Source organism: Cupriavidus sp. FW306-1B-F12B, assembly GCF_058781795.1.
This window is the reverse complement of sequence record NZ_JBYSXC010000002.1, coordinates 272,713-292,818: the sequence shown is the minus strand read 5'-3', so window position 1 is coordinate 292,818 and position 20,106 is coordinate 272,713. Positions and strand designations below refer to the sequence as shown.

The 20,106-nt window shown below is 65.9% G+C and carries 18 protein-coding genes; 6 read left to right on the top strand and 12 right to left on the bottom strand.

Annotated elements, in window-relative coordinates; genetic code table 11:
- Positions 1 to 12: 12 nt before the first annotated feature.
- The 5 genes from AC3WLE_RS04655 to AC3WLE_RS04635 all read right to left on the bottom strand — a co-directional run bounded on the left by AC3WLE_RS04655 (position 13) and on the right by AC3WLE_RS04635 (position 5,597).
- Positions 13 to 1,170, bottom strand: a complete 1,158-nt coding sequence (locus tag AC3WLE_RS04655) for an ABC transporter permease subunit (RefSeq protein ID WP_010814974.1) — start codon at positions 1,168 to 1,170, stop codon at positions 13 to 15.
- Positions 1,171 to 1,183: 13 nt separating this feature from the next.
- Positions 1,184 to 2,119 carry a branched-chain amino acid ABC transporter permease gene (locus tag AC3WLE_RS04650; RefSeq protein ID WP_439668224.1) on the bottom strand — a complete coding sequence of 312 codons (936 nt, stop codon included), beginning with the start codon at positions 2,117 to 2,119 and terminating at the stop codon, positions 1,184 to 1,186.
- 214 nt (positions 2,120 to 2,333) lie between these two features.
- Positions 2,334 to 3,536 (bottom strand): branched-chain amino acid ABC transporter substrate-binding protein, encoded by a 1,203-nt coding sequence (locus AC3WLE_RS04645; RefSeq protein WP_492319666.1) that lies wholly within the window; start codon positions 3,534 to 3,536, stop codon positions 2,334 to 2,336.
- A gap of 567 nt (positions 3,537 to 4,103) precedes the next feature.
- Positions 4,104 to 5,069 carry a 4-hydroxy-3-methylbut-2-enyl diphosphate reductase gene (ispH, locus tag AC3WLE_RS04640; RefSeq protein ID WP_492319665.1) on the bottom strand — a complete coding sequence of 322 codons (966 nt, stop codon included), beginning with the start codon at positions 5,067 to 5,069 and terminating at the stop codon, positions 4,104 to 4,106.
- Between the two features lie 39 nt (positions 5,070 to 5,108).
- On the bottom strand, positions 5,109 to 5,597 hold the full coding sequence (locus AC3WLE_RS04635) for an FKBP-type peptidyl-prolyl cis-trans isomerase (RefSeq protein ID WP_010814978.1): 489 nt from the start codon (positions 5,595 to 5,597) through the stop codon (positions 5,109 to 5,111).
- A gap of 105 nt (positions 5,598 to 5,702) precedes the next feature.
- Here AC3WLE_RS04635 and radC point away from each other — a divergent pair, with 105 nt between their 5' ends.
- The 4 genes from radC (at position 5,703) to nadB (ending at position 8,778) form a co-directional block, all read left to right on the top strand.
- The gene (gene radC / locus AC3WLE_RS04630; RefSeq protein ID WP_492351193.1) at positions 5,703 to 6,389 is read left to right on the top strand and encodes a RadC family protein; all 687 of its coding nucleotides are present in this window, start codon (positions 5,703 to 5,705) and stop codon (positions 6,387 to 6,389) included.
- A 191-nt stretch (positions 6,390 to 6,580) separates the two neighbouring features.
- Complete coding sequence (gene rpmB / locus AC3WLE_RS04625) at positions 6,581 to 6,814, top strand: 50S ribosomal protein L28 (protein WP_006575661.1); 234 nt, start codon at positions 6,581 to 6,583, stop codon at positions 6,812 to 6,814.
- A gap of 13 nt (positions 6,815 to 6,827) precedes the next feature.
- On the top strand, positions 6,828 to 6,998 hold the full coding sequence (gene rpmG, locus AC3WLE_RS04620; protein ID WP_010814980.1) for a 50S ribosomal protein L33: 171 nt from the start codon (positions 6,828 to 6,830) through the stop codon (positions 6,996 to 6,998).
- A gap of 187 nt (positions 6,999 to 7,185) precedes the next feature.
- A complete protein-coding gene (gene nadB, locus AC3WLE_RS04615) occupies positions 7,186 to 8,778 on the top strand; it encodes an L-aspartate oxidase (RefSeq protein WP_010814981.1) in 1,593 nt (530 codons plus the stop codon).
- Between the two features lie 73 nt (positions 8,779 to 8,851).
- Here nadB and nadC read toward each other — a convergent pair whose 3' ends face one another.
- The 6 genes from nadC to purN form a co-directional block, all read right to left on the bottom strand.
- Positions 8,852 to 9,715 carry a carboxylating nicotinate-nucleotide diphosphorylase gene (gene nadC, locus AC3WLE_RS04610; protein WP_492319663.1) on the bottom strand — a complete coding sequence of 288 codons (864 nt, stop codon included), beginning with the start codon at positions 9,713 to 9,715 and terminating at the stop codon, positions 8,852 to 8,854.
- A complete protein-coding gene (gene nadA / locus AC3WLE_RS04605) occupies positions 9,712 to 10,866 on the bottom strand; it encodes a quinolinate synthase NadA (protein WP_492356540.1) in 1,155 nt (384 codons plus the stop codon). The genes nadC and nadA overlap by 4 nt, the downstream gene beginning before the upstream one ends.
- Positions 10,867 to 10,993: 127 nt before the next feature.
- Positions 10,994 to 12,184: a DesA family fatty acid desaturase gene (locus AC3WLE_RS04600; protein ID WP_492319661.1), complete on the bottom strand. Its 1,191-nt coding sequence runs from the start codon at positions 12,182 to 12,184 to the stop codon at positions 10,994 to 10,996.
- A 386-nt stretch (positions 12,185 to 12,570) separates the two neighbouring features.
- Positions 12,571 to 13,977 carry a mechanosensitive ion channel family protein gene (locus tag AC3WLE_RS04595; RefSeq protein ID WP_492356541.1) on the bottom strand — a complete coding sequence of 469 codons (1,407 nt, stop codon included), beginning with the start codon at positions 13,975 to 13,977 and terminating at the stop codon, positions 12,571 to 12,573.
- Positions 13,978 to 14,042: 65 nt separating this feature from the next.
- Positions 14,043 to 15,437: an RsmB/NOP family class I SAM-dependent RNA methyltransferase gene (locus AC3WLE_RS04590; protein ID WP_492319659.1), complete on the bottom strand. Its 1,395-nt coding sequence runs from the start codon at positions 15,435 to 15,437 to the stop codon at positions 14,043 to 14,045.
- A complete protein-coding gene (gene purN / locus AC3WLE_RS04585; RefSeq protein WP_492319658.1) occupies positions 15,434 to 16,102 on the bottom strand; it encodes a phosphoribosylglycinamide formyltransferase in 669 nt (222 codons plus the stop codon). Before purN ends, AC3WLE_RS04590 begins: the two co-directional genes overlap by 4 nt.
- 257 nt (positions 16,103 to 16,359) lie before the next feature.
- On the opposite strand from purN, the gene AC3WLE_RS04580 reads away from it, so the two are divergent.
- On the top strand, positions 16,360 to 17,019 hold the full coding sequence (locus tag AC3WLE_RS04580) for a response regulator (RefSeq protein ID WP_011615962.1): 660 nt from the start codon (positions 16,360 to 16,362) through the stop codon (positions 17,017 to 17,019).
- Between the two features lie 19 nt (positions 17,020 to 17,038).
- On the opposite strand, the gene AC3WLE_RS04575 is transcribed toward AC3WLE_RS04580, so the two are convergent.
- Positions 17,039 to 18,853, bottom strand: a complete 1,815-nt coding sequence (locus tag AC3WLE_RS04575; RefSeq protein WP_492319657.1) for a hybrid sensor histidine kinase/response regulator — start codon at positions 18,851 to 18,853, stop codon at positions 17,039 to 17,041.
- 227 nt (positions 18,854 to 19,080) lie between these two features.
- On the opposite strand from AC3WLE_RS04575, the gene AC3WLE_RS04570 reads away from it, so the two are divergent.
- Positions 19,081 to 20,076 carry a bifunctional riboflavin kinase/FAD synthetase gene (locus AC3WLE_RS04570; RefSeq protein ID WP_035821206.1) on the top strand — a complete coding sequence of 332 codons (996 nt, stop codon included), beginning with the start codon at positions 19,081 to 19,083 and terminating at the stop codon, positions 20,074 to 20,076.
- Positions 20,077 to 20,106: the final 30 nt, after the last annotated feature.

Below are 20,106 nucleotides of genomic sequence, written 5' to 3'. Positions count from 1 at the left end.
TTGTCCTCCTGGTCAGAAACGGCCCACGCTGCCCGCACGGCGCACCACCGGGCGGTCTTCCTTGCGCGGCGACGGCCAGATGCCTGCCGGGCGATACAGCATGACGCCGACCAGGGCCAGGCCGAACAGCAGCTGGCGCAGCACTTCGGCATCGACGATGACATGGCCGAACAAGCCGGTCTGCATCGGCTCCGCCACCACGCGCAGCAACTCCTGGAAGCCCACCAGCAGGACGCCGCCCAGGATCACGCCCGGGATATGGCCCATGCCGCCGAGCACCACGATGGCCAGCACGTAGATCGATTCCCACAGCGTGAACGATTCCGGCGACACGAAGCCCTGGAATGCGCCGAACACCGCGCCCGAGGCGCCGCCGAACGAAGCGCCCATGGCGAAGGCCAGCAGCTTGATGTTGCGGGTGTTGATGCCCATTGCCTTGGCGGCGATCTCGTCTTCGCGGATGGCCACGAAAGCGCGGCCGATACGCGAGGTCTGCAGCCGCAGGCTCACGAACACGATCACGATGACCAGGAACACCAGCAGGTAGTAGTACATGAACACCGGCGTGAACTTGAGTCCGAAGATCTCGTGCGACTTCGAGAAGTCGAAGCCGAAGATATGGACCGGGTCCACCGCGGTGATGCCCTTGGGCCCGTTGGTGATGTTGACCGGGCGGTCAAGGTTGTTCATGAAGATGCGGACGATCTCGCCGAAGCCCAGCGTCACGATGGCGAGGTAGTCGCCGCGCAGCTTCAGCGTTGGCGCCCCGAGCAGCACGCCGAAAGTGGCGGCTACCAGGATCGCGATCGGCAACACGAACCACATCGACAGGTGGATGCCGGTGGGGAACAGTTGCTGGATCCACTCGAACTGGTTCGCCAGGTGGGGCGAGCCCAGCAGCGCCATCAGGTAGGCGCCGACCGCGTAGAACGCGATATAGCCCAGGTCAAGCAGGCCGGCAAAGCCCACCACGATGTTCAGGCCCAGCGCCAGCATGATGTACAGCAGCGCGAAGTCCAGCACGCGGACCCAGTAGTTGCCGCCCAGGGTCTGGACGAAGAACGGTGCGCACAGGGCGATCACCAGGAAGCCAATCAGTGCGGCCAGGGTCTTGGCCGGCACCTTGGTGGGCGCCGCGACGGCTGCCGTGGATGGAATCGGAGTATTCATGGATTCGCTCTCCTCAGGCGCGATCCGCCACGCGTTCGCCCATGATGCCGGACGGACGGAAGACGAGCACGGTGATCAGCACGATAAAGGCAAAGACGTCCTGGTAATTCGAACCGAAGACGCCGTTGGTCAGGTCGCCGATATAGCCGGCGCCGAGCGCTTCGATCAGGCCCAGCAGCATGCCGCCGACCATGGCGCCAGCCAGGTTGCCGATGCCGCCCAGCACTGCGGCGGTAAACGCCTTCAGGCCGGGGATGAAGCCCATGTAGAAGTGGGCATTGCCGTAGTTGGTGGCCATCATCACGCCGGCCAGCGCGGCCAGCGTGGCGCCGATCATGAAGGTGGCGGAAATGACGAAATTGGGGTTCACGCCCATCAGGCCGGCCACCTTCTGGTTCTCGGCGGTGGCGCGCATGGCGCGGCCGAGCTTGGTGCGGTTGACCAGGGCCAGCAGGCCGGACATCACCATCACGGCCATGCCGATGATGACCATTTCCTTGCCGGTGATGGTGGCGCCGGTCGTGCCGATGTCGATCGGCTCAGACGGCAGCAGCTGCGGGAAGGTCAGCGGGTTGCGCGACCAGATCAGCATGCCCATCGTCTGCAGGATGATGGAGACGCCGATGGCGGTGATCAGCGGGGCCAGCCGTGGCGCATTGCGCAAGGGCCGGTAGGCGATCCGCTCGATCGAATAGGACAGGATCGCGCAGACCGGCATCGCGACCAGCGTGGCGATCACCAGCGTCAGCCATTCAGGCAGGCCGGGGGCGAACTTCTGCAATCCGAGGATGGCTGACAGGGCGGTCAGCGCGCCGATCATCAGCACATCGCCGTGGGCGAAGTTGATGATGCCGAGAATACCGTAGACCATGGTGTAGCCCAGTGCGATCAGCGCATAGATGCTGCCGAGCACCAGACCGTTCACGATCTGCTGGATAAAGATATCCATGAAAACTCCTGCTTCAGTCCCGGACCTTGCGGCATGGTGTGGATGCCGGGGGGGGACCATGGTGTGTAATGGGTAACGTTGCGGTGGTTGGTTTGCTGGTAAGCGACCTGCCCTGCTCCATCCATGGTAAGGATGCTTCTACATTAGGCGAGGCTAAAAAGAACGGCACCGCAAAATACTCACGGTGCCGTTCGGATGGGCCGGTAAGCCCAGATTACATCTTCACGACGTCGAGGACGGACTTCTTCTTGTCCTTGTACTCGTACAGCGTGATGGTGCCTTCCTTCATGTCGCCCTTCTCGTCGAAGGCGATATTGCCGATCACGCCCTTGTAATTGGTCTTGGGCATTTCGGCCAGGATGGCAGCCGGCTCGGTCGAGTTGGCGCGCTTCATGGAGTCGACCACGACCATCACGGCGTCATACGTGAACGGTGCGTAGATCTGCACCGGGGCGTTGAAGCGAGCCTGGTAGCGCTTGTTGAACTCGGCGCCGGTCTCCATCTTCGACAGGGCCAGGCCTGCTTCCGAGCAGATGATGTTCGACACGGCATCGCCGGCCAGTTCAGCCACCTTGTCGGTACAGACGCCGTCGCCGCCGACGATCTTGGCGCCGATGCCAAGTTCCTTGGCCTGCTTGGCGAACGGGCCGCCGGTGGCGTCCATGCCGCCGTACATGATGACGTCAGGCTTCTTGCCCTTGATCTTGGTCAGAATGGCCTTGAAGTCGGTGGCCTTGTCGTTGGTGGCTTCACGCGCCACCACGTTCACGCCGGCCGCCTTCGCGGTCTTCTCGAACTCGTCGGCCAGGCCCTTGCCGTAGGCGGTGGCATCGTCGACGATGGCCACGCTCTTGGCATGCAGGGTCTTGGCGGCGTAGTTGGCCAGTGCCGGGCCTTGCTGGGCATCGGTGGCGACCACGCGGTAGGTGGTCTTGAAGCCCTGCTTGGTGTAGTCCGGGTTGGTCGACGACGGCGAGATCTGCACGATGCCGGCGTCGCTGTAGATCTTCGAGGCCGGGATCGACACGCCCGAGTTCAGGTGGCCGACCACTGCCACGACCTTGGCGTCGACCAGTTTCTGCGCCACGGAGGTGCCGGTCTTGGGGTCAGCGGCATCGTCTTCGCCGATCAGTTCCAGCTTGATCTTCTTGCCACCGATCTCCAGGCCGGTCTTGTTGACTTCTTCCACGGCCAGGCGGGCGCCGTTTTCGTTGTCCTTGCCAAGGTGCGCGATGCCGCCGGTCAGCGGGGCCGCGTGGCCGATCTTGACGACGACTTCACCGCCGCCCGCTGCAGGAGCGGCTGCCGCCGGCGCCGAAGGCGCCGCATCAGCCGGCTTCTCTTCCTTCTTGCCGCAAGCTGCTACCAGCGCCACTGCGGCCGCAATCGGCAGAATCTTGGCAAACGTGATTTGCATGAGTGATCTCCTAGGATTCACGAAGACAGGGATTTTCAACGCCTCCCGGACGTTTCCCTGGACCGCCTTTGTTTAGTTTCAATTTGAAACGCGCGCATTGTATCCCCTTTCTTAGTCGATGCAATACGCGACGCAACATCCTTAACCATTTACCGGTCAAATGAGCTAGGGAATTTCCCCAATGCACAGATTGCGGCAATTCCCGCTCACATGACGCGGCCGCCTCACCTACTTACAAGAATCGTGCCTGCGCCGCCCGATGGGGCGGATAAGCATCGCCGGCACCACCTATAATGCGCCTTTATTAATTAGGTGTTTCATTTAAATTCAGCTGCACCGTTCTCTAATGTGCAGAATGTAGCGCCGCACCATAATAGGGAAAACCCCAAACCGGGGGATTACCCTGATTTGTCTGATCCGCAGGACAGCCATGTATTACCTGCACCATCGCCGTGCATTATTCGCGCCGGCCGGCTGCAAATCGGGCGTACCAAAGACAAAGGGCGCCGCATCAAGCGGCGCCCTTGTTCAAGGCGGGGCTGGCAGGCGGGCACGGCCCGCACCGGATCAGGCGGCGGCGCTGGCCGGCAGCAGCCCGCGCGGCAGCGGGAAGGCCATGTTCTCTTCGATGCCGTCAAGCGGGCGCACCTGGCGCGCGCCAAGCTCACGCAGGCGCTCGACGATGGACTGGGCCAGCGCCTCGGGCGCCGAAGCCCCGGCGGTCAGGCCGATGCGGCGCTTGCCGGCGATCCATTCGGGGCGCACCTGCTCGGGGGCGTCCACCATATAGGCCGGCACGCCCAGGCGCTCGGCCAGCTCGCGCAGGCGGTTGGAATTGGAGCTGTTGGGGCTGCCCACCACGATCACCACCTCCACCTGCGGCGCCATGAACTTCACCGCGTCCTGGCGGTTCTGCGTGGCATAGCAGATGTCCTGCTTCTTGGGCTCGCGGATTTGCGCGAAGCGCGCCTTGAGCGCGGCCACGATCTCGCGGGTCTCATCCACCGACAGCGTGGTCTGGGTCACGTAGGCCAGCCGCGACGGGTCGGCAACCTGCAGCGTGGCGACGTCGGCCACCGACTCCACCAGCAGCATGCCGCTGCTGGCCTGGCCCATGGTGCCCTCCACTTCCGGATGGCCGCGATGCCCGATCATCACGATCTCGCAGCCCTCGGCGCGCATCTTGCTCACCTCGACATGCACCTTGGTCACCAGCGGGCAGGTGGCATCGAACACGTGCAGCCCGCGCGCGGCGGCGTCGGCACGCACTTCGCGCGACACGCCATGGGCGCTGAAGATGACGGTGGCGCCCGCGGGCACCTCGTCGAGCTCGCGCACGAACACCGCGCCCTTGCGGCGCAGGTCGGCCACCACATAGGCGTTGTGAACGATCTCGTGGCGCACGTAGATGGGCGCGCCGAAGCGCTCGAGCGCACGCTCGACGATCTCGATGGCACGATCCACGCCGGCGCAGAAGCCGCGCGGCTGCGCCATCAGGATTTCTGCGTCGGGTGCGGGGGTCAGGTCAGGCATGCTGCGGTATCAGGATGGTTCGGCACACGTGCGGCGCGCTCAGAGAATGCCGATCAGCTGCACGTCGAACAGGATGGTCTGCCCGGCCAGCGGATGGTTGAAGTCAAAGAGCGCGGCGGTCTCGCCGAACTCCTTGAGCACACCCGCGTACTTGCCGCCGCCGGGCGCGTTGAACTCAACCAGGTCGCCCGGGCTGTAGTCCTCTTCGAAGGAACTGTTCTCGCGCAGCGTGGCCAGCGACACCCACTGCAGCAGCTCGGGGTTGCGCGGGCCAAAGGCCTGCTCCGGCGCCAGCCGGTAGGTCATGCGCTCGCCTTCGGGCATGCCGAGCAGCGCCTGCTCCAGCGTCGGCGCGAACTGGCCCTGGCCGAGCAGCAGCGTGGCGGGCTTCTCCTCGAACGTGCTGACGACCTCGGTGCCGTTCTCGAGCGCGATGCTGTAGTGCAGGGTCAGGAAAGAGTCGGCCTGGACAGTCTTGCGGCCAGCCGTGCCGCCGTCGGTTTCCGACGCGAAAGTTTGCAAATTCATGGGTGATCAACCGGTCAACAACCCGTATTGTATTCGACTGGCCCATTGCCCGCCGCCCCGGGCCCGGCCTCACCCTCATCACGGCGTGACTACCCTGGAGTGCTCATGACCATTGCCAACTGGCCCGCCTGCGAGCGGCCCCGCGAGAAACTGATGGAAAGCGGCGCCGCCGCCCTGTCCGACGCCGAGCTGCTGGCCATCCTGCTGCGCGTGGGCGCTGCCGGAAAAAGTGCCGTGGACCTCGCACGCGAGCTGTTGCACCGCTTCGGCTCGCTGACAGCCCTGTTCGCGGCCGAGGGGCGCGCACTGACAAGCGTCCGGGGCATGGGCGAAACCAAGTATGCCCAGCTGCAGGCCATTCCGGAGCTGGCCCGGCGCGCGCTGGCTGAATCGCTGCGCCTGCCCACCGGCTTCGACGGCCCGGCGGCGGTGCGCAACTACCTGCGCCTGACGCTGGCGCCGCTGCCGCACGAGGTCTTCCTGTGCCTGTTCCTGGATCCGCGCAACCGCATGGTGGCCAGTGAAGAACTGTTCCGCGGCACGCTGACGCGCACCGCCGTCTACCCGCGCGAGGTGGCGCGCCAGGCCCTGGTGCATAATGCGGCCGGCATCATCGTCGCGCACAACCACCCGCGCGGCACCACCGCGCCGAGCCAGAGCGACATCCGCCTGACCCACGAACTGGCGCGCACCCTCGATCTGATCGACGTGCGGCTGCTCGACCATTTCATCGTGGCCGGCCAGGAAATCCGCTCGCTGGCCGACTGCTGCGACCGCCTGCCCGGGCTGTGACGCCAACGCCACGGCATATACAGCGCAGCAACACCGGATAACGCCAAAGCACAGAAGGCATTGATTCGGCGAGGGAATCCGGTCTATAATGCCCGTTTTGCTGAAGTCTCAACCGCTGCAGTCCGGGCCCGCGCGCCTTTTGTTGATCTGTTGCGAACATTGTCCACGAATAGAAGATTTAGGAGTGCTTCATGGCACGCGTCTGTCAAGTGACCGGGAAAGCGCCGATGGTCGGCAACAACGTTTCCCACGCAAACAACAAGACCAAGCGCCGTTTTCTGCCCAACCTGCAGAATCGTCGTTTCTTCGTTGAATCCGAAAACCGCTGGGTGAGCCTGCGCGTCTCGAACGCCGGCCTGCGCCTGATCGACAAGAAAGGCATCGACTCCGTGCTCGCCGACCTGCGCGCACGCGGCGAAGTCTAATTAGGAGCACATCATGGCAAGCAAGGGCGGCCGCGACAAGATCAAGCTGGAATCGACCGCAGGTACGGGTCATTTCTACACGACCACCAAGAACAAGCGCACCATGCCGGAAAAGATGGAGATCATGAAGTTCGATCCCGTCGCCCGCAAGCACGTCGCTTACAAGGAAACCAAGATCAAGTAATTGATCCCGGTTCCCGCCAGAAAGCCCCGCCATGCCGCGGGGCTTTTTGTTGCCTGCGCGCCGCGCAGGCCCGCGCGGCGATAAGCGCCCACCCCCACGCGACGCGCTGATGCGCGGGATGGCGCTTCAGGTGTAGACTTTCCCGTTTCCTCCTTTTTGCCTGGCGCCCCCCAGCGCACTCCGCACCATGAATTTCGACGTCGCCATCGTCGGCAGCGGCCTGGCCGGCCTTACGGTCGCGCTGCAACTGGCCGACACCCACCGGGTGGCCATCCTCAGCAAGCGCGCCATGACCCAGGGCGCCAGCGACTGGGCGCAGGGCGGTATTGCCGCCGTGCTGGATTCCGGCGACAGCCATGACGAGCATACGCAGGACACGCTCGTCGCCGGTGCGGGGTTGTGCGACGAAGAGGCCACGCGCTTCATCGTGGAGCATGGGCGCGAGGCCATCCAGTGGCTGATCGACCGCGGCGTGCCGTTCACGCGCGACGAGCAGGCCGAACTGGGCTTCCACCTGACGCGCGAAGGCGGCCACAGCCGCCGGCGCATCATCCACGCCGCCGACGCCACCGGCCATGCCGTGGTCAGCACGCTGCTGCAGCAGGCCATGCAGCACCCGAACATCACCATCCTGGAAGACCACTTCGCGATCGACCTGATCACCTCGCGCAAGCTGGGGCTGCCGGGCAACCGCTGCTACGGCCTGTACGTACTGGACGACAGCACCGGCGCGGTGCGCACCCTCACCGCCACGCACACCGTGCTGGCCGCGGGCGGTGCCGGCAAGGTCTACCTGTACACCACCAACCCGGATACGGCCACCGGCGACGGCATCGCCATGGCCTGGCGCGCGGGCTGCCGGGTTTCGAACATGGAGTTCATCCAGTTCCACCCGACCTGCCTGTACCACCCCTACGCCAAGTCCTTCCTGATCTCCGAAGCGGTGCGCGGCGAAGGCGGCCTGCTCAAGCTGCCCGATGGCACCCGCTTCATGCCCGAACACGATGCGCGCGCCGAACTGGCCCCGCGCGACGTGGTGGCGCGCGCGATCGACTTCGAGATGAAGAAGCGCGGCCTGGACTGCGTCTACCTGGACATCAGCCACCAGCCCGAATCCTTCCTGAAAGAACACTTCCCGACCATCCACGCGCGCTGCCTGGAGCTCGGCATCGACATCACGCGCGAGCCGATTCCCGTGGTGCCGGCCGCCCACTACACCTGCGGCGGCGTGGTCACCGACACCTCCGGGCGCACCGATATCGGCAATCTGTACGCGGTGGGCGAAACCGCCTGCACCGGCCTGCATGGCGCCAACCGGCTGGCCTCCAACTCGCTGCTCGAATGCATGGTGATCGGCCGCGCCGCGGCCGAGGACATCGCTTCCAAGGACAAGGCCGGCCTGCCTGACATCACGCTGCCGGCCTGGGATGAAAGCCGCGTCTCCGATGCCGACGAGGAAGTGGTGGTGTCGCACAACTGGGACGAGCTGCGCCGCATGATGTGGAACTACGTCGGCATCGTGCGCACCAGCAAGCGGCTGGAGCGCGCTCAGCACCGCATCGGCCTGCTGCGCGAGGAAATCGCCGAGTACTACGCCAACTTCCGCGTCACCAGCGACCTGCTGGAGCTGCGCAACCTGGTCGAAGTGGCCTCGCTGATCGTGGACAGCGCCTACTCGCGCCATGAAAGCCGGGGCCTGCACTTCAGCCGGGACTATCCGGATACCCTGCCCAAGGCGCTGCCGACGGTGATTCAGCCGCCAGCCACAAGGAAGCGCTGACGGCTGGCCAGGCAAAGCAAAACGGGGTGGGGCCGCAAGGCCCCACCCCGTTTTGCTGGTATCGCGCGAAGCGTCAGCCGATGATCCGCAGCGAATAGTCCGTCGCCCGCACGTCCTTGGTCAGCGCACCAACCGAGATCCGGTCCACGCCGGTTTCGGCAAAGGTGCGGATAGTATCGGCATTGACGCCGCCCGACACCTCCAGCAGCGCCCTGCCCCGGTTGATCCTGACCGCATCCTGCATCATCGGCACGGTGAAGTTATCGATCAGCACCGACTTCGCACCGGCCGCAAGCGCTTCTTCCAGTTCGGCCAGCGTTTCCACCTCGATCTGCACCGACGCCCTGGTATCGAGCGCCAGCGCCGCCTGCATGGCCGCGCTGATGCTGCCAGCCGCCGCGATATGGTTTTCCTTGATCAGGATGCCGTCGTACAGCGCCAGCCGCTGGTTCTCGCCGCCGCCGATGCGGACCGCGTACTTCTGCGCCAGGCGCAGGCCCGGCAACGTCTTGCGCGTGTCCAGCACGCGCGCGCGGGTGCCGGCGATGAGGTCGGCATAGCGGCGCGTGGCGGTGGCCACGCCCGACAGCAGTTGCAGGAAATTCAGGGACGGGCGCTCCGCCGTCAGCAGCGAGCGCGCCGGGCCGGTGATCTCGCAGACCACCGAATCGGGCGCCATGCGGGCACCTTCCTGCTGCAGCCAGTGCACTTCCAGCGCCGGGTCGACCGCACGCATGCAGGCATCGAACCACGGCTGGCCGCACAGCACTGCGGACTCGCGCACGATCACGCGCGCGCGTGCCGCCTTGGCCGCAGGCACCAGCAGGCCGGTCAGGTCGCCGCTGCCGACATCCTCGTCAATGGCGGCCTGCACATTGGCTTGCAGCGCTGCCTGCAGCGCCGGGCCGTAGCTGTCGAAAATCGAATTCACGCTCATGCCGGGCCAATCCCCTGGAACAGCGCCTGTTCCTTGGCCAGGTCTGCCGACGGACGCACATTGCGCTTCTGCGCGGCGGCGAAGTCCAGCATGCGGTTGATGCAGGTCACCGCCTGGCGCCCGATCACCGGGTCGACATGGATCTCGTTGCGGCCGGTTTCCAGCACCTCGGCCAGGTTGGTGAGCGCGTTCATGGCCATCCACGGGCAGTGCGCGCAGCTCTTGCAGGTCGCGCTGTTGCCGGCCGTGGGCGCTTCAATGAAGTGCTTGCCGGGCGCCGCCATGCGCATCTTGTGCAGGATGCCGTTGTCGGTGGCGACGATGAACTCGGTCGCGTCCAGCTTCTGTGCGGCCTCGATCAGCTGCGAGGTCGAGCCGACCACGTCGGCCTGTGCCACCACGTTTTCCGGCGATTCCGGGTGCACCAGGATCTTGGCGTTGGGGAATTCGCGGCGCAGCAGGTCCAGCTCGATGCCCTTGAACTCGTCGTGCACCAGGCACGAGCCCTGCCACAGCAGCATGTCGGCACCGGTCTGCTTCTGGATATAGCTGCCCAGGTGCTTGTCCGGCGCCCACAGGATCTTCTTGCCCTGCACATGCAGGTGCTCGACGATCTTCAGGCCGATGCTGGAGGTCACCATCCAGTCCGCGCGCGCCTTCACGGCGGCGCTGGTGTTGGCGTAGACCACCACGGTGCGGTCCGGGTGCGCATCGCAGAAGGCGGCGAACTCATCGGCCGGGCAACCCAGGTCGAGCGAGCAGGTCGCGTCCAGGTCCGGCATCAGCACGGTCTTCTCGGGGCTCAGGATCTTGGCGGTCTCGCCCATGAAGCGCACGCCCGCCACCACCAGGGTCCGGGCCTCGTGGTCGCGGCCGAAGCGGGCCATTTCCAGGGAGTCGGAGACGCAGCCGCCGGTTTCCTCGGCCAGGTCCTGCAGGTCGGCGTCGACGTAATAGTGCGCCACCAGCACCGCATTGCGCTCCTTGAGCAGGCGGCGAATACGCATCTTCAGGGACTGGCGCTCGTCGGGCGTCAGCACCGGCGGCACCTTGGCCCAGGCATGGGCCACGCAGCTGCTGCCAGTGGCGTTTTCGGCATCCGCCAGGTTCGGCTTTTCGAACTCGACGGTCTTGATCGATTGTGGGGTCATCTCCGGTACTCCTCTAGACCTTCGCCAGCAAGGATGCGGCCCGGCCAGAATATTGGGGAGTTTATCTAAAACAAAAGCCCCGCCATGGGCGGGGCTTTGTCAAACCATACGGCGCGGCCGGATTGTATCAGGCGTAGCGGCGCAGGCGCAGCGAGAAATCTTGCAGCGCCTGGATGCCACTGGCCTCGGCACGATGGCACCAGGCCTGCAGCTGCTGCAGCAGCTGCTCGCGCGTCAGGTTGGACCGGCCCCAGATGGCGGCCAGTTCACGGCGCATTTCGACGAAGGTCTGCAGCGCCTTGTTCTGTTCCACGATGCTGGCTAGCTGTTCGCGCTGCGGCGCGGCCAGCTTGGTTTCCTCGCGGTGGAACCACTTGCTGGCGGGCTTGAAGCTGCGGTACTCGGCCACGCGGCCTTCCTTGAGCTTTTCCAGTTCCTGGCGGAACGCGCCCTTGACGGCCTTGGCGTAGCGCGCCATCACGTCATAGCGGTTGGCGATGATCGCTTCCAGCGTGTTGTGGTCAACCGGGCGGGCTTCCACCAGGCGTGCCTTGGGCGGAGTCTTCTTGACCTTGGCCAGGCCGACTGCCTGCATCGCGCGGATATAGCCCCAGCCCACATCGAACTCATACCACTTGATCGAGAACTTGGCCGAGGTCGGGTAGGTGTGGTGGTTGTTGTGCAGCTCTTCGCCGCCAATGATCAGGCCCCACGGCGACACGTTGGTCGAGGCGTCCTCGCAATCGTAGTTGCGATAGCCCCACCAGTGGCCCAGGCCATTGATAATGCCGGCGGCATGGATCGGGATCCACAGCATCTGCACGGCCCAAACGGTCATGCCGATCACGCCGAACAGCGCCAGGTCGATGATCAGCATCAGGCCGACACCCTGCCAGCCGAAGCGCGAGTACACATTGCGCTCGACCCAGTCATTGGGGCAGCCATGGCCAAACTTGGCGATGGTTTCCTTGTTCTTGGATTCGGCACGATACAGCTCCGCTCCCTCCAGCAGCACCTTGCGGATGCCGCGGGTCTGCGGGCTGTGCGGATCTTCTTCGGTTTCGCACTTGGCGTGGTGCTTGCGGTGGATGGCGGTCCACTCGCGCGTGACCATGCCCGTGGTCAGCCAGAGCCAGAAGCGGAAGAAATGCTGGGCGATCGGGTGCAGATCCAGCGACCGGTGCGCCATGCAGCGGTGCAGGAAGATGGTGACACTGGCGATCGTGATATGCGTCATCACGAGCGTGTAGATGACGATCTCCCACCAGGTCCAGTTGGCAAGGCCGTTGGCGGCCCAGTCAAGAATAGTGTCGAACAAACTGTTCTCCGTCGGTTAAACAGGGACTTTCCCGTGCAGCCCGGCGGGGCCGGTGCACGCAACGCGCAGAAAAAAGGCTGCGAATCCAAGTGATTGCGATAGCTTTCTGGCGCCTGCCACGGGACCCGAAGTCATTCCGGGCTCCCAGGCACACGAGTCTCGCGCCGGCGCCGGGATGGCCCTGCGCTGGCGGGACAAGGTACGAGCCGCTGCAATCTGGCGGCTGTCTGATGTGGGAGCGTGCGCTGCAACCTGAGGCTGCAACCCGCGACAACCCGGCATTCTACCGGATCGCGCGACGCGCAAGCATACGCTATTTCCCGGATTTGGACGGGGCGCCACAGTTTTCGTTCCGTGAGTGGCGCATGCTGCGCCCATCTTGCGGTCTATGCGGCACTCGCCGCATTCGCTGCATCCGCTACCCCCTTAGATGGGGGCAGATCGTTGCCGGGCAAGGGTGCCTCGCCCAGCACGCGAAGTTCACGCTGCGGATAGGGGATGGAAATCCCATGCTCGCGCAGCGTGCGCCAGATCGCGCGGTTCATCGCCGACTGCACGCCCAGCTTGCCGTTCTGCGGATCGGCCACGAAGACCGCAACCTCGTACTCGATGCCGCTGTCGGCAAACAGCACCAGGAAAGCGGCGGGCTCCGGGTCGGGCAGCACGCGCGGCAGGTCGCGCACGCATGCGGTCAGCAGCGTGATCACCGTTTCCGGATCGGCGTTGTAGTCTGCCTGCACCCGGGTAGCCACGCGCACATTGGTATTGGAAAACGAATGGTTCTGCACCGGCTGCGCCACCAGTTGCTCGTTCGGCACCAGGGTTTCGCCATCGCCGTTGCGCACCACCGTATAGCGGGTGCGGATCTGCGACACGATGCCGGTGTACTTGTCCACCGTGATCTGGTCGCCCAGCTTGACCGAGCGGTCCAGCAGGATGATGAAGCCGGAGATGTAGTTGCTGGCGATCTTCTGCAAACCCAGCCCCAGGCCCACGCCCAGCGCGCCGCCGAACACCGACAGCACGGTCAGGTCGATCCCCACCAGCGACAGGCTCAGCAGCAGCGACACCAGCAGCAGCAAGGCCTTGGAGATGCGCGTCAGCACCACCTTCAGGTTGCCGTCGAGGTTGGCCGAGCGCATCAGCCGCTCTTCCAGCCAGGAACCGAACCACAGCGCCACCAGCACCGTCAGCAGGATCCAGACCACTGCCATCAGGGTCTCGGCCAGGCTGATCTTCTGCTTGCCGCCGATCGCGAAGCGCACGCCCTGCATCCACGCCACCACGTCCGCCAGCACGCCCAGCACGTACAACGCCATGCCGGCCCACACCAGCGTGGTCAGCACCTTCTCCACCAGCAGCAGCATGCCATGCAGCTGGCCGCTGCCCGACATCACCCGGCGCAGCACATAGAAGGTGAAATTCAGGAAGGTGATGCCGAACAGCGGCACCAGCGCCAGGCGCAGCACGCTGATCGGGATCAGCGGCTCCAGCGCAAAGCGGGCCATCAGCACCAGCACCCAGCCGGCCAGCGGGAACATGGCGCGCTCGAGGCTGGCGGCGGCAAAGCGCACGGAAAAGCTTGAGCCTTGGTAGCGCGCTTCCAGGCGCCGCACCACGAAGCGCGCCAGCGGCCATGCCACCAGCAGGCAGCCGGCCAGCACCAGCAACTGCCAGAAGAAGCCCGGCCCGCCTGCGTCGCGGATCAGGTCGTCCAGCATCTTGCCGAACATGGAAGGGGAGGCCTTCAGGTCTTTCAGGCCCCCCAGGTCGGACAGGGTCTCACCGTTCATCGAGGAAACTCAGGGTTGGCGCGGCCGCCCGCGCGATCAGCGGGCGGCCCGGCAGGCACCGGCGTTCAGCTGGTGCGTTCCAGCACCGCGGCAAAGAACCCGTCGGTCTGGTGCAGGTGCGGATACAGGGCAAACATGCCGTTGTCCGGCAGCCCGGTCACTTCGATCTTCTGCTCGGCCAGCACTTCGGCGGCCGGCACCAGGCGGAAGTTGGGGTGCGCAGCCAGGAAGTCGCGCACGATCTGCTCGTTTTCGGCTTCCAGCACGCTGCAGGTCGCGTAGACCACGCGGCCGCCGCCCTTCACCAGCCGCGCGGCCGAGTCCAGGATCGCGCTCTGCTTGGCAGTCAGTTCCAGCACCGACTCCGGCGATTGCCGCCATTTCAGGTCGGGGTTGCGGCGCAACGTGCCCAGGCCGCTGCAGGGCGCGTCGACCAGCACGCGGTCGGCCTTGCCGGCCAGGCGCTTGATCTTGGCGTCGCGCTCGGAGTCGATCAGCACCGGATGGACGTTGGACAGCCCGCTGCGCGCCAGCCGCGGCTTCAGGTTGGCCAGGCGCTTTTCCGATACGTCAAAGGCATAGAGCCGGCCGGTCGAGCGCATCGCCGCGCCCAGCGCCAGGGTCTTGCCGCCCGCGCCGGCACAGAAGTCGACAACCATCTCGCCGCGCTTGGGTGCGACCAGGTTGCACAGCAGCTGGCTGCCCTCGTCCTGCACCTCGACCAGGCCGTTGACGAAGATCGGCAACTGGTTCAGTGCCGGCTTGCCGGCCATGCGGATGCCGGCCGGCGCCATCGGCGTGGGCTCGGCGCCCAGGCCGGCGGCGTGCAGCTCGGCCAGCGCGGCCTCGCGGCTGGTCTTGGCCAGGTTGACGCGCAGGTCCAGCGGCGCCGGGCGCAGCAGCGCGTCGCCCAGGGCCGCGGCGAAGGCCTCGCCGTGGCCGCGCACCAGTTCGTCGTACAGCCACTCGGGCAGGTTGGCGCGCACGCGCGGCGCCAGGCTGGAGCGCTCGATCGTGGTCAGGCGGTCCAGCCACTCGGCTTCTTCGGGATGCAGGAACGGCGTCAGCGTGTCGCGGCCCAGGGTCGCGGCCAGGCCCAGCAGCGCCAGCCGGCGCGAGGTCGCGCCCGTGCCGCTTTCGGCAAACTGGGCAAACTCGACGCGCCGGCGCAGCACCGCGTAGATGGCCTCGGCGATGATGCCGCGCTCGCGGTGGCCAAGCTTGCTGTTCTCGCGGAAGTAATAGCTCACCACGGCATCGGCCGGGCGCGCAAACAGCATCACCTTGCCCAGCAGGCGGTCGATATGCTGGATATGGGTGGCATGCAGGCCGCCATGCGAGCGGACCGGGGCACCGTTGGCATTGGGCGACTTGCGGATGGGGCTGCCCTTGCCCTTGCTGCGCGCGGGGGCATGTCCTTCGCTGCGCGGGGATCGGGTTCCTGCCTGGGTGCGACTCATGCCTTGACTCCTCCCGCCGGGGTATCGGCGGAGATGGCCATCAGCAATTGCGATTCGGCCGGGTTGATAACGTTGACTACGCCGTCCTGCAGTTGCAGGCGGTCCTCGACGAACCATTGCACGGCGCGGGGATAGATCACGTGCTCGCATTCGAGCAGGCGCGCGGCCAGGCTCTCGGGCGTGTCCGCGGGTTGCACATCAAGTGCAGCCTGGATCACGATCGGGCCATGGTCGAGTTCTGGGGTGACAAAGTGCACGGTGGCGCCATGCAGTTTGACGCCGGCGTCCAGCGCCTGCTTGTGGGTGTTCAGGCCCGGGAAGCATGGCAGCAGCGACGGATGGATATTCAGCAGCCGGCCCGCATAGCGGTCGACGAAGCCGGGCGTGAGTATACGCATGAAACCGGCCAATACCACCAGGTCGGGCGCGTGGGCGTCGATGGCCTCGGCCAAAGCCGCATCAAAAGCGGCACGGTCAGGGTGCTGGCGATGGTCGACCACGCCGGTTTCGATGCCATGCTGCTGCGCGAATTGCAGCCCGGCGGCGTCCGGCCGGTTCGACAGTACTGCCGCCACCCGGGCGGGCCAGCCGCCACCCGCGCAGGCACGGACGATGGCTTCCATATTGGAGCCTCGCCCGGAAATCAAGATGACAATTTTTTTCATCGCGCAATTCTACCAAGGCAAGGCGCTAAACTCTGGTAAAGCCAACGCATTACGTGCTTAATTCACGAGATTCGGACAGGGCGCGATGTGTCTAACATGTGACGGCATGCCCGTATACCCCCGATTGATGGATTGTGACGCTTCGCCCCCTCTGCTAGAGTGGGCGCTACGTCCACGCGCCAACCCTGTGCATGACACAGTGCTCGCCAAGAGCTGGTGACAACAAGGACGAAACGGGAATTTGAACGGGAATTCGCATGTCGAACGCTGCACCGACGTTGTTGGTGGTCGATGATCATCCTATGGCTTTGTCAGGCACTACGGCTTTCCTCGCCGAAGTCATGCCGGATGTGGCAGTCCATGCCGCCGGCAGTGCCCGCGAAGCCCTGACAAGCCTGCAGCAGGGGCTGCGCCCCGATATCGTGCTGCTCGATATCTGGCTGAACGATGGCACCGGTTTCGATGCCATGCAGTCGTTCAAGACCGTCATCCCCGGCGCACGCTTCATCTTCATGTCCGCCGAGGCCACCCCCGAGATCGTCGGCCGCGCCCGCGCGCTGTCGGCCTGCGGCTTCGTCGGCAAGCACCTTGATGCCAATGCCTTCACCGCCGCGGTGCGCAAGGTGCTGGCAGGCGACACCTCCTTCCCCACCGATGAGGCCCTGAACGGCCGCGCGCAGTCGTTCGGGCCCGCCCACGGCATTCCGGTCACGCCGGCCGAGCTCGGCCTGACGCCGCGCCAGGGCTCGGTGCTGGCGCTGGTGCTGGAAGGCCTGCCGAACAAGGTGATCGCGCGCCGCCTGGGGCTGACCGAGAACACCGTCAAGGAGCACGTGTCGGCCATCCTGCAGCGCCTGGGCGTGCGCACGCGCATGCAGGTGATGTCGCGCATGGAGCGGTTCCGCCTGCGCCAGTAACGCAGGCCGGCACCCCGCCCTAGGCCGGCCGCAGCCAGCGTCGCAGCAGCAGCCGCAGCGAAGCCGGGTCCACCGGCTTGGGCAGCACGAAATATCCCGCCTCTTCCGCCGCCGCCAGCGCGGCGGATTTCAGGTCGCCGGTCAGCAGCGCGCTGCGCGCCTGCGGCTGCGTGTTCTGCCAGCGCTCGAGCAAATCCAGTCCGTTCTCGCTGCCGGGCAGGCGCAGGTCGCAGAAGATGATGTCGGGGCGCAGGCCCTTGGCAAACAGCTTGTCGGCCTCGGCGCCGTGCGCGGCGCAGGCCACGCGGATGCCCCAGGCCTCCATCAGCGCGATCCAGGCCTTGCGGATCTGGCTGTCGTCGTCGACCACCAGCACCGTGCCCTGCAGGCGGTCGGGCTTGGCCTCTTCCGCCTGCGCCATCGCGCGCATCTCGCGCACGCTGGCCACGGTCTCGGCCGGCACCGTCGCCAGCGCGAACCAGAACACCGAACCCTTGCCCGGCACCGAGCGCACGCCATAGGTGCCGCGCATCAGGCGCACGCATTCCTTGAAGATGGCCAGCCCCAGGCCCAGGCCCTGCGACGGGTCGCGCTGCGGGTTATGGACCTGGTAGTACGGCGAAAAGATGTCGGGCAGGTGCTCGGGTGTCACGCCGGCGCCGGTATCCCAGACTTCCAGCCGCACATGCTTGCGGCGCTGGCGCGCGGTCACCAGCACGCCGCCGCGCGGGGTGTAGCGCAGCGCGTTCTGCACCAGGTTGAACAGGGCCCGGCGCAACAGCACCGGCTCGGCCATGGCGTACAGCTCGTCGGGCACGCGCGGGGTCAGGGTCAGGCCGCTTTCGCGCGCATCGGCGGCAAACTGGCTCATCACGTCGCGGATCAGCGCACCCAGCTCGCATGGCTCCAGCGTCGGCAACACCTTGCGCCCTTCCAGCTTGGACAGGTCCAGCAGCGAACGGAACAAGAGGTCGATGGTCTGGGTACCCGCCGCCACCTGCTCCACCAGCGGATGCAGCGCCGACGACTGGTTGCGCGCGCGCAGCGCCTCCACCAGCATCACCAGCGCATGCACCGGCTGGCGCAGGTCGTGGCTCGCGGCAGCCAGGAAGCGCGACTTCTCCTCGCTGGCATGCAGCGCGCGCTCCTTTTCCTCCTGGAACTGCTTGGCCAGGCGGCGGCTGTCGCCCTCGAGCTGGATGGCGCGCACCAGCGTGACCTGCAGGTGCAAGGCATGGCGCGACAGCATCAGACCATAGATCACCAGCAGCACCTGCACATAGACGCCATGGCCGGGGAAGGCGAATTCCGCCATCAGGATATTGGGCACGAGGATCGGCACGCCGGCATAGACCAGGTTCGACGGCACCGGCGCCTGCGACACCGCGCCGCCTGCCAGCACCCCAAGGGTCAGCAGGTACAGCACGCTGGAGAACACCGACGAGCCTGCATACAAATGCAGCAGCGCCGAGCTGCCCCAGGTCACGCCGGTCAGGAAGGCAACCGCGCGCATATTGTTCCACCACTTGCGCGTGTGCGCGGAACGGCTCATCGAGGCATGGTCGCGCTGGTAGCCGACATAGAACCACAGGCCGCCGGCCGTCAGCAGCAGCATCACCGCGCACCAGCCGAGCAAGGCCGAGTGGCTCACGTCGTTCCAGAATCCCAGTGTGGTCAGCGCGGGCAGCAGCACCGAGGCCACGATCGCCGTGGGCGAGTTCTTGTGCACGATGGCCATCAGCTTGGCGCGCGTCTCGACGTCGAGCTGGGCGGTCGCCTGAGGCAGGACTCGGGGCAGGAGCCGGGAAAAGAACCGGTTGGGCAGCGCTTTCAAGTGTGGCTGGCTTGGAATGGGCGGATGTCGGTGGCAGCAGGTGCCAGCGCCGAAGTGAAGCCGAAGTGGGGCATATCATGCCGCCTTTTGCGGCATCGCGCCATGCCGCGAGGGCCGGTTGCGGCACAAAAACAGCAGCGCGGCACCGGCCGCGGGCGGCGGGAGCGGCAAGCGGACCCATTCGCCTTATAATGCTCGCTTTACCTGAAACGTTTCCCGCCGTCCCCGTGAAAGTCTTCCGCGGCCTGCCCAACGCCGAAAGCCGGGCGCCCTGCGCGCTCACCATCGGCAATTTCGACGGTGTGCATCGCGGCCACCAGTCGCTGCTCGCGCGTGCGCGCGCAGCCGCCGACGCACGCGGCCTGCCGCTGTGCGTGATGACCTTCGAGCCGCATCCGCGCGAGTTCTTCACCCCGGACAAGGCCCCTACCCGCATCGCGCTGCTGCGCGACAAGCTGGAAAGCCTGCGCCGCAACGGCGTGGACCGGGTGGTGGTGGAACACTTCAACGCCCACTTTGCCGCCCAGTCGCCGCAGGCGTTCGTCGAGAACGTGCTCTGGCATGGCCTGCACGCGCGCTGGGTGCTGGTCGGCGACGACTTCCGCTTCGGCGCCAAGCGCGCCGGCGACTTTACCTACCTGCAGGAAGCCGGGCGCCGCTACGGCTTCGATGTCGAGCAGATGGGATCGGTGTCCGAAGGCGGCATCCGCATCTCCAGCTCCGCGGTGCGCCAGGCGCTGGCCGACGGCGACCTGGAGCATGCCCGGCGCCTGCTCGGCCACGGCTATGCCATCAGCGGCCACGTGATCCACGGCCGCAAGCTGGGCCGCGACCTGGGCTTCCCGACGTTGAACCTGCGCATCTCGCACAAGCGGCCGGCAGTCAGCGGCATCTTCGTGGTGCAGGTGCACGGCATCGCCGACCAGCCCCTGCCGGGCGTGGCCAGCATCGGCGTGCGCCCCACCATCGAGGACGCCGGCCGGGTGCTGCTGGAAGTCCACCTGTTCGATTTCAAAGAGAACCTGTACGGCAAGCTGGTGCGGGTTGAATTCATGAAGAAGCTGCGCGACGAAGCGCGCTTTGACAACCTGGACGAGCTCACCGCCGCCATCGCCAAGGACAGCGCCGATGCGCGCGCCTTCTTCGGTCTGACCGCCCCGGGCGCGGCCGAAGGCAGCGGCGGGCGCGACTTCGCCACCTCCGCCACCGACCGAATTAGGTAGCGGCCGGCGCCCGCCCGCACGCCAGTGGCG